Annotated in this window: 9 protein-coding genes and 1 tRNA gene; 4 read left to right on the top strand and 6 right to left on the bottom strand. The window is 62.8% G+C overall.

Annotation, left to right across the window (positions count from 1 at the left end):
- The first annotated feature begins 16 nt into the window (after nucleotides 1-16).
- The 3 genes from ABZ552_RS32860 to ABZ552_RS32850 all read left to right on the top strand — a co-directional run bounded on the left by ABZ552_RS32860 (nucleotide 17) and on the right by ABZ552_RS32850 (nucleotide 6162).
- Nucleotides 17-3409: a helicase-related protein gene (locus ABZ552_RS32860; RefSeq protein WP_357441765.1), complete on the top strand. Its 3393-nt coding sequence runs from the start codon at nucleotides 17-19 to the stop codon at nucleotides 3407-3409.
- Nucleotides 3410-3475: 66 nt separating this feature from the next.
- The gene (locus ABZ552_RS32855; RefSeq protein WP_357441763.1) at nucleotides 3476-5326 is read left to right on the top strand and encodes a hypothetical protein; all 1851 of its coding nucleotides are present in this window, start codon (nucleotides 3476-3478) and stop codon (nucleotides 5324-5326) included.
- Nucleotides 5302-6162 (top strand): phospholipase D family protein, encoded by an 861-nt coding sequence (locus ABZ552_RS32850; protein WP_357441761.1) that lies wholly within the window; start codon nucleotides 5302-5304, stop codon nucleotides 6160-6162. The genes ABZ552_RS32855 and ABZ552_RS32850 overlap by 25 nt, the downstream gene beginning before the upstream one ends.
- On the opposite strand, the gene dcm is transcribed toward ABZ552_RS32850, so the two are convergent.
- The 3 genes from dcm to ABZ552_RS32835 all read right to left on the bottom strand — a co-directional run bounded on the left by dcm (nucleotide 6123) and on the right by ABZ552_RS32835 (nucleotide 9369).
- Entirely contained in the window at nucleotides 6123-7352 is a 1230-nt protein-coding gene (gene dcm, locus ABZ552_RS32845; protein ID WP_357441759.1) for a DNA (cytosine-5-)-methyltransferase, read from the bottom strand. The genes ABZ552_RS32850 and dcm overlap by 40 nt on opposite strands.
- A gap of 131 nt (nucleotides 7353-7483) precedes the next feature.
- Nucleotides 7484-7876, bottom strand: a complete 393-nt coding sequence (locus ABZ552_RS32840) for a very short patch repair endonuclease (protein ID WP_357441806.1) — start codon at nucleotides 7874-7876, stop codon at nucleotides 7484-7486.
- Nucleotides 7877-8511: 635 nt separating this feature from the next.
- The gene (locus ABZ552_RS32835; RefSeq protein ID WP_357441757.1) at nucleotides 8512-9369 is read right to left on the bottom strand and encodes an HNH endonuclease; all 858 of its coding nucleotides are present in this window, start codon (nucleotides 9367-9369) and stop codon (nucleotides 8512-8514) included.
- Between the two features lie 751 nt (nucleotides 9370-10120).
- Here ABZ552_RS32835 and ABZ552_RS32830 point away from each other — a divergent pair.
- On the top strand, nucleotides 10121-10426 hold the full coding sequence (locus tag ABZ552_RS32830) for a hypothetical protein (protein WP_357441755.1): 306 nt from the start codon (nucleotides 10121-10123) through the stop codon (nucleotides 10424-10426).
- Nucleotides 10427-10598: 172 nt separating this feature from the next.
- Here the strand turns inward: ABZ552_RS32830 and ABZ552_RS32825 are convergent.
- The 3 genes from ABZ552_RS32825 to ABZ552_RS32815 all read right to left on the bottom strand — a co-directional run bounded on the left by ABZ552_RS32825 (nucleotide 10599) and on the right by ABZ552_RS32815 (nucleotide 13121).
- Nucleotides 10599-10674: transfer RNA gene (locus ABZ552_RS32825), tRNA-Arg, on the bottom strand.
- A gap of 93 nt (nucleotides 10675-10767) precedes the next feature.
- On the bottom strand, nucleotides 10768-11577 hold the full coding sequence (locus tag ABZ552_RS32820) for a DUF1542 domain-containing protein (protein ID WP_357441754.1): 810 nt from the start codon (nucleotides 11575-11577) through the stop codon (nucleotides 10768-10770).
- A 74-nt stretch (nucleotides 11578-11651) separates the two neighbouring features.
- Complete coding sequence (locus ABZ552_RS32815) at nucleotides 11652-13121, bottom strand: NAD(P)/FAD-dependent oxidoreductase (protein WP_357441752.1); 1470 nt, start codon at nucleotides 13119-13121, stop codon at nucleotides 11652-11654.
- Between the last annotated feature and the right edge of the window lie 27 nt (nucleotides 13122-13148).

Raw genomic sequence — 13148 nt, 5'->3', positions numbered from 1 at the left:
ACCACCGGGAGTTGCTATGACTGCCATCAGTCATCCCGTCATTACCGCACGTTCCCTCACCTCCGAGGAGCAGGACCAGCTCCTCGGGTCTCTCGTCGAACGAATCGAAGCTCAGGCCACGGGTTCCAGGTATCGCCCCGGCAAGCGCCTCAGCCGTGAAGAGGATCGTGGCCGCCTGTGGCTCGGCATGCTCGGGTCGGAGCCGGTCATGCGACGTGACGTCGAAGCCGGCATCGACACGGTCAGCAGGACATTGCCTGCTGCACAAGGGTTCTCGTTCCGTACCACCACGGGCGAGGTCACGCTCAAGATTACCCTGGAGTGCGCCTTCTACCTGGCGCTGCACCCGACATACGACGAGCAGGTCGAGCCGTTGCTCGACTCCGAGTCGGGCAGGTTGACCCTGGAACCGGGTAGTGGAACGTCTCGATCGATCGCGAGCCGCTGGACCAAGGTCGCGGTCGAACCGTTCACCCTACCGATCACGATCGACACGCGCGAGGCGGGGGTTACGCGATTCCACGAAGATGAGATCACCCGCAGGCTGGCGCACGCGCGCGCCCTCCCATCGAACGCCGAACCGTATCGGCCGTTGCGGAAGGGCGGTAACCCAGCTGCCCGGCTGCCCCGCGACGCCGACCTCATGGACGAGCTGTCATGGAACCGGTACTGCGCCAACAACCTGGTCGGGCCCGAAATGATCGTTCTTCCCGAGCATCGCGCGGTTATCCATGTCGACGTCAGCCCCCAGTCGAACGGTTTGTCAGAAGTGCTGGTAACGGTGGTGAATCGGACACCCGCTCCGAAGGACCAGAACATCACGGGCAGCCAGCCTTACGAGGATCGCCGACTGGATCCCAACCTCTACGAGGTGATCCTTACCGCCGAAACCACCGCCGAAGTGCGGCCGTACGAACTCGAACAGGTTGGCGGCTCCCATCGCTACGAGCGGAGAGTCCGGGCACTGGGACACGCTTGCTCGGTAACGACGCACGACCCCGATAGCGGGAACACACGCTTGCGGACGGAGTTCATCGCAAGGCAGACGACCCATCGGGTCCGGCCACGGCAGACCGTCGACACCTCATTCGAGAGTTTCATCAGCGACCCCGTCGCGACGACCGAGGCGCTGGTGAGCGACTTCTCCGCATGGGTCGACCGAGCATGGAGCGCGGAGAATCTCGACGCACTGGCTGACGAACGTGGCTGGGATAAACTTTCTCGCCGCGACGCCGACGAGGACGCCCAGCGTGCCCGCCGTGAAGTCGAGTGGGTCCGGGCGGGTATGGAACTGCTGCGTAGTGATCCCGCCGTCCAGGACGCGTTCATCGCCGCGAACAAGACGATGCGGGACGCTGGCGCCAGCAGGGGAGACAATCCGATCACCTCGTGGTATCCGTTCCAGGTCGCCTGGATCATCGGCTGTCTTCCCGGAATGGCCGACCCACGGTCGAATGACGACGTCAACATCGTCTGGTTCTCCACGGGTGGCGGCAAGTCCGAAGCGTACCTCGGGCTGATGCTCGTGACACTGTTCTACGGGCGCTACACGGGGACTACCGCCGGTGCCCAGGTATGGGCGCGATTTCCCTTGCGGCTGCTCGCGCTTCAGCAGACCGAACGCTTTGCCTCGATGGTCCTGCACGCCGAGCTGCTGCGTCGTACGGACCCACGTATCCGGGCTGGCGATCCGTTCGGCGTTGGCTTCTTCGCCGGCGGCGGTAACACCCCGAACAAGCTCTATGCTGCCGGGTCACGGTTCTATCGCGGGGCCGACCCTCACGCCGGCGCGACCGCGGAAATGTGTCGTGTCCTCGTCAACTGCCCGATTTGCGCCCAGGACGTTGACGTCGAATTCGACCATGACGCCTGGACCATGCGCCACGTCTGCCGGAACGCTGGCTGTCCGATGCAGGGGACTCTGCCAGTCTGGGGAGTCGATGACGACATCTACCGCCACGCGCCAGCCGTACTCGTGGGGACCGTCGACAGGCTTGCGGCACTGGGCTTCAGCAAAGAGTTCCAGGTACTGCTCGGCCGAGCGCACTCACGTTGCCCCCGTCACGGATACCGCGCCGATCCCAATTGGTGCCCGGTGTACGGGTGCGAGGAACGCTCACAACCGGTCGCCCGAGGCTTCGGTCACGTTCGCCTCGAGATCGCGGATGAACTCCACCTCCTCGAGGAGGGGCTCGGCGCATTGGACGGCATGTACGAGACGCTCCTGCAACGGATCAGCGAACGACTTGGAAACCAGCCGATTCAGATCGTCGGCGCCACCGCCACGATCGAGGGCTATCAGACCCAAGTGCGCCATCTCTACCAGCGAAACGCTCGGCGCTTTCCCGAGAACGGGCCGGACGTCGGCGAGACGTTCTGGGCCAGGACCGACGAGGACGAGCCGATGCGCCAATACGTCGGCGTACGCCCCCGGGTCGGCACGATGGTGACGGCCGCCACGGAGGTGATCGCCGAACATCGCAACTGGGTCAAGGACCTGATTAACTCCCCGGAATCCGTCGTCCGAGCAGCTGGCCTGGACCCTGCCGATTCGACACTCGTCGAGGCCGCCCGTGCGGCTGGCCGCGGAGAGTACGAGGTGATGCTGGCCTACTGCCTTCGAAACGAAGATCTCAACACGGTTATCCGCGAAGAGAAGGTGGTCGGCGGGATCGATCGTCAGATCAACCTCGCCGTCATCAACGGCGACACGGACATCCGCAAGATCAAGGACACGGTCAAGCTCCTCCAACGGCCGAATGGCACGGAACGCGTCAAGCTGGTCGCCGCCACGAAGGCGATCGGCCACGGGTTCGACGTTGCCCGCCTGGGCGTCATGACGGTGGTGGGGACACCGACACAAGCGGCGGAAGTCATCCAGGCGTCCGCGCGGGTAGGGCGGCGCGCGCCGGGCTTGGTTGTTACCGTCGCCAATCCGCAGCGCGATCGCGATTCCAGCGTCTTCCGGTACTACCCGGAATGGATTCGCTACCTCGACCGCATGGTCCACAACGTTCCAGTGAACCGAGAATCACTGCAAGTCCTGCAGCGTCTCCTGTCCGGCGGACTGATGGCTTGGCTGCTACAGGTGCACGATCGTCAGTGGATCACCGGAGGCCGGCGACGGAAGAGCCTCGCAGACTCGACAGCCTTCGCCGAAGCCGTCAGAATCGGCTATCTGAACCGAGACACCTTGGTTTCTGATCTGTCCGACGGGTTCGGAATCGACCCCTCCAGCGAATTTCATCGAATGCACCGCGACGCCATCGCGGCCTGGGTTGACGATCAGCTGACCAGCCTTCCGATGCGGGGGCACGCGAATACGCGCTTGCCCGATCTTCTGTACCCGCCCGTCCCTCGCTCCCTGCGAGACGTGGAAGAGCCCGTAATCATTCACGGCGAGCTCTAGACTCGCGGCGCTCGCTGAAGCGCACCCCATCATCTGACTTTACGGACATTTGACAGGAAATCGATAATGGCCTACGACAGGATCAATCGAACCAACATCCAGGCGCTGTATCGGTACATGCCTGGCCAGCCTTACAACTGGGGTATGAACAAACCTTCGGTCATCGGCCTCACACCCCGGCAGACCACGTCACTCGATCTTCCGGAGCGATGGGTGGTACCGCAACTTCGACGCCTGATCGAACCATTTTCGGCAAACACAAACGGCGGCACCACCACGTCCCTGGATGTGATCGATCGTGAACAGTTCATCCTGGTGAAGGCCGAAGATCTGCAAGCTGAGCGGTTCCCGAATACGTTCATGTGCGGGACATGTAATAGCTTCCGCACCGCACCCGTAGGGCAGCGTCCCCCCACCTGCTCGCGTGGCCATGGCGAAATGCGCCAGTTCGCGTGGACCGAGGTGCACGAATGCGGCCATATCCGCGGCATCGTGCCACCGCGATGCGACAAATGCCGCAGAACTACGATGCGGCTCCTCAACACCACATCCTTCAACACGAGCGAATGGTACTGGAAATGTGAATGCGGTGAACGGTCGAGCCGACCGGTAACTAATTGGTGCGCGACCTGCCGAAACAGCCGAGTCGAGCTCAAGCGCATTCCTCAATCTCCTTTGCACTATCCGCAGCAGATCACCGTTCTCAACCCGCCCTCGCGAAAGGACTTCGCCGCCCTGGCGCATGGCCAGGTGCACCGGGCCGCCGTGGCGCAATGCCTCGGCCAGTTGCCTCTGGGGATCGAGGGTCTTCGCATCGCCAGTGGCGGTGACCCCGGTGGTGACGCCACCGACAAGGTGCGGGAGATGGCGGCGACGATGGGCCTCGGGCCCGGCGACCCGCTTTACGATCAGCTCCTTGAGCGCGCCAGCGAAAAACACGGTTCCGCACCGGCATGGTCCGAAGCGGTCGACGCGCTCGGGCGCTCGCCGGAGGCGGTCGACGAGCTCGGTGAAGAGTGCCTCCAGCTCACCCTCGCCCGAGATACGAAAGATGCCCTCACAACATCGCAACTGCGGGAGATCGCTGAAGGGCTTCCCCTCGAACCCGACTACGCGAAATACCCGGATTGGTATCGCCTGTACGGGCTCTCCGAGGTGACCCTGCTGCGGAAATTGCCGATCGCATACCTCGTCGCCGGGTATACGAGATTGAGCCCAAAGGCGCAGCTGGTCAATAAATACCGGACCATCAAACCGTCCTTCCGGTTTTTCGAAGGGCGAGATTCAAAATTCCCCATCTACGGCGTCAAGACCCAGACCGAGGGGTTGCTATTCGAGCTTAACCGTTTACGGGTCATCGAATGGCTGACAGCCTCAGGAGTCATCGATGATCCAGGAGTGTCGACGAACGACGAAGCCCAGCGATGGTTCCTCGAACGGCTCGATCCGGTCACCAACCCTTTTGCCGCGCCTAACGATCTGGTCTCAAAGGCGGTCCTGGGCTTGGTGCATTCGATGTCCCACAGGGTGATGAAGGCCCTCGCGGCTCGATGTGGCCTGAACGTCGACTCGCTTGCCGAATATCTGTTCCCGGCCAACTGCGCGTTCCTGATCTACTCCAACACGCGCACGGAATTTACGCTGGGCGGGCTCGAACACGTCTACCGGTTCTCACTCATCGACGCCCTGCGCGAATTGGACGCCGAGTCCCGGTGCATCTTCGACCCACCCTGCCGGGAGACCTTCGGCGGTGCATGCGCGGCATGTCTGCACGTGTCGGAGGTGGCATGCGCGCGATTCAACACCGTCTTGGACCGCAACCTGTTGTTCGGCAGCCTGTCCCAGAAGGGCGGACATCTCGAGCAGGACAACAGCGGCTACGAGGATATCCGGTGGCAGGCGTACTGGAATCACTGAGACCGCTGCACGCGCTGATCGCACAGGCGGACGATCCGGTTGCGCTGGCGACCGTTCTGTCTCGCATGGTCTGCGCGGGTGCCGAAGGCAGTGCGATCTCAGCCGCTATAGCGGCCGAGATCGCCGACGCTCGCCTGGTCCACTCGACGTTGTCCTACGCCGGGATCGTGACCGATGACGGTGAGCTGGCGGATACCGCCGCAGCACGGCTCGCCCAGCTGCAAGTCATCGAGGAGATGTCGGCCTCCGACAGCTGGGAGTTGGTGGCGACCGTGCCGGAGTTCCTTCGAGGCACCCACTCCTCGTTCGTGGATCGCTTCGGGCCCGCAGCACGCCTGCGTCAGACCAAGTTAGCCATTCCCGAGATCGCGGTCCGAGCGCGCCATCGCCTCATCATCGCAGCGCCGTATCTCCATGGGGAGGTTACCCACGCCCTCGCCACGCAAGTTAGACGTATCCTGCGCGCCCGAGGCGAGGTCATCGTCATCACCCGTGCGATCAGCTCCTTGTCCCTAGGACAATCCCGGCCGAATGCCGAGGCTGTCGCTCGGCTTCGGGCCGCGAGCCCGGCCGGCGGCACCTTGAGAATTCGTTCGTGGGAAGGCCCCGGTCTCGGCATACACTTCAAAGCGCTGGTTGCCGACGACGAGTGGGCATATCTTGGTTCCGCGAACCTCACTCCTGGTGGAATGGCAGACCACGCCGAGATCGGCGTTCTTCTCCGGGGCCGCCGGGTGCGTCAGCTCGCCCGGTGGATGGAAGCCGTCGCCGAAGAATTGAATCGGACGAGTCCGACTCAAGGTGCCGATCCCTTGGTCGGAAGGCCCGACAACTGAAGGAGATGTCTGCCGACCGCCGCCGCAACGTCGACCGCGACGGCGTTTCCCAGTGCTTTCATCGCTGCCGTTCGAGACCCAGGAATGAGATAGTCGTCAGGAAAAGATTGCATTCTGGCGGCCTCTCGTATCGTGAAATATCTAAGCTTGTTCCCTTTCTTTCGGACGGCATGATGGAAACGAATCATCGCCTCGCCGCCGCACACCCCATGAGATCCCGCTTTGAGAACCTTCGCTGGCCAGTCGATCGCGCTGCCGGTGTGACCTTTATAGATCCTGGCGTTCGGTATCCCCCAATGATTCGGCACGTCTGGGTGTTCAACGTAGTCGATTGGCTCCGGAAGTCCGTTGATCTCGTCGCGCACCGTGCGCCATCGCTCGAGCGATAACAGGGTTTCGAGTTCCGGATCTTGAGCGGACATCCGCCTGCGGAGTGACTGGATCCGCGGCCTGAATTGCTCCGGCGTGGTGGACGGTATGGCGATGCCGTGAGTCGGCCAGTAGTTGGAATCGATCCACTGTGAGCGGAGAAGGGATTCCACGCTGTGAGTCTTCGGGATCGGCTTCCATGCTTCCGCGTCCAGTACGTCGGATCGAAACCCGATTATGAAGACTCGCTTGCGTATCTGCGCTACTCCGAAATCGGCCGCGTTCATCTCTTGCCTAAAAACGTGGTACCGAACATCGGTCAAACTAGCTGACTTGATTCGGGCGTGGTGGTCTTCCCACCGCTCATCTTCAAGTGGACTGACGTCTGGATTCGCAAGGAAGTCGACGATGTAATCGTAGTATGGTTTGAAATCCGCTCGGAGAAGGCCGGGGACGTTCTCGAAAGCGAACATCTTGGGGCGGATTATTCGCACGGCCTCGATCGCTGACGGGAACATGTCCCTTTTGTCGTTGACGCCGGCCCGTTTTCCGCTGGCCGAAAACGGCTGGCACGGAGGGCCTCCAGCTATTAAATCAATATCTGGAAGTCCCAGATCGGGGATTTCCGCCAACCATCTCCGGACATCCATCTCCCGGATATTTTCTTCTTTCCAGAGATTTGGGTCTCGTCGCGCATTTTCTCGAAGAATAGCACACCCTGCGGGGTTTAGTTCAACCAGTTGCTCGTGCTCGAATCCAGCCTCGTGCAACCCCAGGGCCAAACCACCTCCGCCAGCGAACAACTCGATGGACGTGGGCACGGCGTGGTCCTCTCCTACTGTCGTAAACGAACGGATCGTACAGCGCCCGGCCGACAAGTCATCAGCGCACTAGGGAGGTCTGACAGTGACTTGTCCCCGAGTAGGTGCGACAGCCAGGCCGAAAGACGGGGTCAGGTGGCATGTGGTGGTGCACGCCGAGCTGAGACCACCGAGGCGATTCGGGCGGCGGCTTCGGCGGGATCCTCGTGTTCCCAGATCCGCAGCACGAGCCACCCGGCCTTGGTGAGCATCTGATCGGTCTCCCGATCGCGGACCTGGTTGGCCACAATCTTGTCCGCCCAAAAGTCGTGGTTGCGGCGCGCGGGCCGCATATGTCTCGGACAACCGTGCCAGAAGCAGCCGTCGACCATAACCGCCACATGAGCCGGACCGAACACGATGTCAGCGGACCGGCGCACCCCGGGGACAGGCTGCCGGTTCACCCGGTACCGCAGTCCGATCCGGTGCAGCTCAGAGCGGATCTGCATCTCGGGGCGCGTATCCCGGTTGCGGACTGCTCGCATTCGCTTGCTAACAACGGGATCGATGAAGTACTCGCCATCGTCCGACACGATGATAAACCGTACACCGCCGGACACGCCGATTCCTAGTCGTTGGCGGTCCATGCGATTCTTCATCGCGGCCCGAGGCGGTCGTCCGCGTGCGATCGTACGTCGTCGCCAGCTGGACCATCGTGCTGGCGATGAGCACTTAGCGGCATTGGTGATCATTGAGGAAACCACCGGCGGTATTTTTCGCCAGCATCGAAGGCTTATCCGATTTTGCTCCGTTGCCGTCCCGCACAGTAGCTGGAAGTTGGTGACGTCATTGAGTCCTCCGTTGGCGAGAGGGATCATGTGGTCGAAGTTCGTGCCGCTCCGATCTCGTGCTAGTCGTAGTTTCCTCCGTTGTCGAAGCCCACGGTGAACTGTTGAGGTATTAATGGTGGCGTGAGAACAGTCTTAAGCCTGCCGCTCTCGGTGATTGTTGGTACCAGTAGCAGCGTGTGTCCGACCTGCGAAAAAGATTGTTGGAATCTTTGGACGGAATCCGTTGGTTGTGCGCTGCTGCGCACGTCGCGGTCGGCCTGAGGACGTGACCGGCGGTCCAGGTGCGTAGCGGGCTCGTCTGGGTCAGGCTTGGTAAGCTGACTAGTTCCTTACAAGGTGAACCACCGGATGTACTGGTTGCTGGGTTCGATGATCTTGGCGGATTTCTTCGAATTACAATCGTTGCACAGCAGTTGAAGGTTGGTGACGTCGTTCAAGCCGCCCTCCGCGAGGGGAACCATGTGGTCGTAGTTCTCCCTGGACATCGCGTGCATCAGCCCAGTCAGGTCACGTCGGCAGTAGGTGCAATGCCCTTGATCCCGAAAGAAAACGGCTCGCTGAACCCAATCCGGAATATTCTTTCGTTTGAGCCGTCCCGGCCGTGCGAAGAGCTTGTCGATCTCGGGTTTGTCGCTGTACATTCCAACGTCGAGTTCGGAGATTAGAGTGGCGGCGATCCAGTTAAGATTGTAGAGCATGGTGCGGTACGGGAAGACGGTGTGGAAGACCTCATCGGCCATCGTCTGCACGAGCTGCTCGTAAGGCGCGCTCCACATCACATCGTTGACAAAGTAGTCATGACATATGTCGGCGGCATTAGGTGTGCTGGGTACCTCGAAACTGTCGCATGCACGTTCGAGGCCATAATGGCGCAGCGCCACAGTCACCGACATGTACCGCACCGTGCGGTACTCCCCCGGCGTCGCCTTGTTGTGAACCTCCCACGTGGAAGGCTTGGCACCCGCCTCGTCGTAGAACATGTCGTGGATGGCCATTTCTGTGAGGCGATGAACGAGGGTGTCTTTAGACCAAGTCCTGATGAACTGGGGCTCCGACTGCTGGTCGCGAATGCGGGCGATTGTCGGCAGGCCGGCGGAGGCCATGTGATAGAGCCGGTTGGCGAGTTCGAAGGTGCGATGGCCGTTGTGGGAGAACCATTCTCGATCTTGAGTGTTCGTTGAGCGCATGGTCCGATGTTATGCGCGAACACCGACACGCCCCCTTATTCGCGGCCGCAAATCCGTCCGAACGTGGTGCTCGACCGACTTGCGCATCGGTCGGACTCTCGGTCCTCGCGGGCACTGGCCGTCACGGCATCAGGGCTTTGAAAGGCGCACGGACAACTCATAATGACTGCGTTCCAAGGTGCCCCCCTCGCGTGGAGGCTCTGCGGTCAAAGGGCGGCGATAGTCATCAGCGCGGTTGACGCCGTAGGCGCTTTTGACGGTAGAGGTCGCGGGAACACAATGTAGGTCATCAGACATCAGAGCCACGCGGCCGAAGGGCGCGCGGTCTACTTCGATTCGTGGTGTCGGACCGGCAGTAAGTCATTGCCCCTGGCCTCGCCAGATGAGGCGGCGTAGTAACCCGAGGTTCAGGATGGCTCCGCCCAGCGCTATCCACGTGACTGCCGTCACGGCGCGCCCCCTTGGCGGCTAGCGGCGACGCTCCATATTCACCGGCACGCAGCTAGCAATGATATCGCGAGCAATACAATGAGCGCAACATCGGCCGGATGTCGAACATGTGTGCCCATTGTCTCGAATTACGCAGTACCAGAAGGTGTTTCGCGCGCGCTGTTTGCCTGGTCCTGGGCTGTACAGAGGGGGTGGTGCCGTCTAAGTGCCGTGGAGGTGCTGCCCTTTCCGCTTCGGGCGGATAGGCCTTCATGCGCGCGCCTGCCAGGACTGGAGTGTGATCGGATCGAGAATCTCCCGCGTGGATGGTGACAAAGGGGTCGATCCCACTGACTCGGCGATATCCGGGTCGGACGTGCCGGTGAGCCATGGCGCGGTGAGTGTCACAAGTAGAGACGGCAGTGATGCAGTTGGCGGATCTAGTGGTGGCCAGATCGGATTAGCTGGCGAGCGGGCTGTTGACGCGGTGTGTTCTGGGTTGTCAGTGTCTTTCGAGGTTCAGTATGTCGGTGGTGTGGAAGGCGAACGCGTTGCCGCTGCCCAGGCGAAGGCGCTTGCTGCACTGTTGAAGTGGCAGGCGGATCAGGGAGACGTCGACCGGTGTTGAATCCAGTGCGATTCCTGGTCTCGTGCTGCTGGAGGTTGTACCAGCGCGGTCGTTTGACCTGTGTGTCTTCATTGGGCACGAAATTGCGTATGGACGACGAATGGTGCCCCTGAAGGAATCGAACCGGCAACGCCAAAAAGTCGCCGTGGCCTGCGTAAACGCTGTTGCAGGTTGGTGCCCTCGGCAGGATTCGAACCTGCGACACCCGCTTTAGGAGAGCGGTGCTCTATCCCCTGAGCTACGAAGGCTTGCTGGGTGGGCTCGGCCCGCCCGGGACGTTCGCAGTCTACCGGGTCACGGGCTCGGAGTCCGCATCGCTGTCCTAGGGGTGTACCGGAGGGTCAGAAGCCTCCGTCGAAGCCGCCTCCGTCGAAGCCGCCTCCGTCGAACCCGCCGGAGCCTCCGTCATAGCCTCCGCCCTCGTAGCCTCCGCTGCCGTAGTCGCCGGAGTAGTCACCACCCTGGTCGTAGCCACCGTCGTCCGCGGCCAGTCCGTCTTGGAAGCCTTCGCCGTAGCCGCTCTCGAAGCCTTGCGCGCCGTAGGCGACCCCGGACATGCCGGAGAACAGGGAAGTGAACAGCAGGGCCGAGCCGACGCCCCAGGCGCCGGCGATCAGTGCGGGCTTCCACCAGGGTTCCGAGTACCAGCCTGCGGGGACCGGTCGTCCGGCCACTCGGCCGCCGGGGTAGTAGTTCGGCGTCGACGACGACGGATCGGGTGCGGCCGCGATCTGCCTGCCGTCGTACTCGACTACGCGCTTCTCGGTGACCTGCCCGGCGGTGTCCTGGCCGTCGAGGGCGGCGATCGCGGGGCCCGGGTCCATGTTCATCGCGGTCCGTGCGGCTCTGATGTAGTACAGCCCTTCCAGCGCGGTCTGCTTCGCCAGCCGTGCCTGCGTGGGCGTGCGTGCCTGGTCGAGTTGCGCACCGGCCGCGATATGCCGTTCGGAGGCGTCGGCGAGCGCTTGGACGGCGGCGTCGTTACTGCCGGAGAGGCTGTAGACCTGGCCGCCCAGTCGTTCGTTCACTTGCCGGGCATCGGCGAGAGCGTCGGCCAGCTCGGTGGCTCCACGATGTTTGCTCTGCTGTGTCTGCCATGCCACCAAGGCGATCAGCACTACGAGCACCAGAACGATCAGCAGCCACGACATGGGCACCTCTTCCGACAGATCCCGGACAACGTCAGTTTACTGTCGGCTAGCTGAGGTCTGGCTGAGCGTTCAGGTCAGTGCGCGGCGGGCGCCTGCGCCTCGTCGTAGTCGGCGGGGTCGAAGGTCCTGGTCTTGTGGCGGTAGAGGACGGTGGCGCCGGGCCAGTTGTTGGTGATCCGGCCGGAGGCGTTGCGGTACCAGCTGGAGCAGAAGTTCCAGGGGGTGTCCTTCAGTCGCTGCTGCAGCCAGTCGTCCCAGCGCTGCTCGGTGGCGGCGCGAGCGGCGAGATAGCGGCCGGGGCGGTCGGTGAGGTACCGCACCACCTGCCGGATGTAGCGGGCCTGGGATTCGAGCATGTAGATGATGGAGCCGGCGCCGACGTTGGTGTTCGGGCCGTACATCAGGAACAGGTTCGGGAACTGCGGCACGGACAGGCCGAGGTAGGCGCGGGCGCCTTCGTCGCCCCAGACGTCGGCCAGCTTGCGCCCGCCGAGACCGTAGATGTTCATCGGCGCCAGGAACTCGGTGCCTTTGAAGCCGGTGCCGTAGACGATGACGTCCACGTCGTGCTCGACGCCGTCGGCGGTGCGGATTCCGGTCGGCGTGATCGCCTCGATGGCGGTGGTCTCCACGGTGACGTTCGGCTGCGCCAGCGCGGGGAAGTACTCGTTGGAGAACAGACCGCGCTTGCATCCGGCCGCGTAGTCGGGTGTCAGTTTCGCGCGCAGCTCGGCGTCGGGGACCTGCTTTTCCCGGTGCCGGTCGGCCAGCGCGATCACGGGGGTCTTGATTGCTGGGATGTCGGTGAGCCCGAGGGCGAGCAGTTCGAAGACGGACCAGATGGCGAATCGTTCGAGTAGGCGGCTGGGCGGGAAGTATTTGAACAGCGCGTGGTGCAGGGCGCTGTACTCGACGTCGGCTTTCGGCAGCACCCAGGCCGCCGAGCGCTGGAACAGCGTGAGGTGGGCGGCGTCCGGCTGGATGCGCGGGATGTACTGGATCGCGCTGGCCCCGGTGCCGATGCAGGCGATCCGCTTGCCGGTCAGGTCGACGTCGTGGTCCCACTCGGCGGAGTGGAAGGCGGGACCGGTGAAGGTGTCGATGCCGGGGATGTTGGGCAGCGCGGGGCGCGAGAGCTGCCCGACCGCCGGGATGAGGACGTCCGCGGTCAGTTGCGCCCCGTCGGCCGTGCGGACGGTCCATCGGCCGGTGCGCTCGTCGAACTCCGCGTCGGTCACCTCGGTGCCGAACCGGATGAAGCGCCGCAGGCCGTGCTTGTCGGCGACGCCCCGCATGTACGCGTGGATGTCCCGCTGTTCGGAGAAACGCCGTGGCCAATCGGACTTCGGCTCGTAGGAGAAGGAATACAGCGGGGAAGGCACGTCGCAGGCCGCGCCGGGGTAGGTGTTCTCCCGCCAGACGCCGCCGAGGTCGGTGGCGCGCTCCAGGATCGTGAAGGTGTCCACCCCGGCCCGCCGCAGTTCCAGCGCCATGCCGAGCCCGCCGAATCCGGCTCCGATGATGATGATGGACGGCGTCGTCATGTTTCGAGGGTACGAGCCGGTATCCGC

This window comes from Nocardia sp. NPDC019219, assembly GCF_040632645.1.
In the GTDB taxonomy this organism is placed as follows: domain Bacteria; phylum Actinomycetota; class Actinomycetes; order Mycobacteriales; family Mycobacteriaceae; genus Nocardia; species Nocardia sputorum.
The sequence above is the reverse complement of the archived record's forward strand: the minus strand, read 5'-3'. Positions and strand labels throughout refer to the sequence as shown.

Excerpts from the sequence above, each read along its gene's own strand:
- ABZ552_RS32860 (WP_357441765.1), top strand. The coding sequence starts at position 17 with ATGACTGCCATCAGTCATCCCGTCATTACCGCACGTTCCCTCACCTCC.
- ABZ552_RS32855 (WP_357441763.1), top strand. The coding sequence starts at position 3,476 with ATGGCCTACGACAGGATCAATCGAACCAACATCCAGGCGCTGTATCGG.
- ABZ552_RS32840 (WP_357441806.1), bottom strand. The coding sequence starts at position 7,876 with ATGCGAGCAGTCCGCAACCGGGATACGCGCCCCGAGATGCAGATCCGC.
- ABZ552_RS32835 (WP_357441757.1), bottom strand. The coding sequence starts at position 9,369 with ATGCGCTCAACGAACACTCAAGATCGAGAATGGTTCTCCCACAACGGC.
- ABZ552_RS32820 (WP_357441754.1), bottom strand. The coding sequence starts at position 11,577 with ATGTCGTGGCTGCTGATCGTTCTGGTGCTCGTAGTGCTGATCGCCTTG.
- ABZ552_RS32815 (WP_357441752.1), bottom strand. The coding sequence starts at position 13,121 with ATGACGACGCCGTCCATCATCATCATCGGAGCCGGATTCGGCGGGCTC.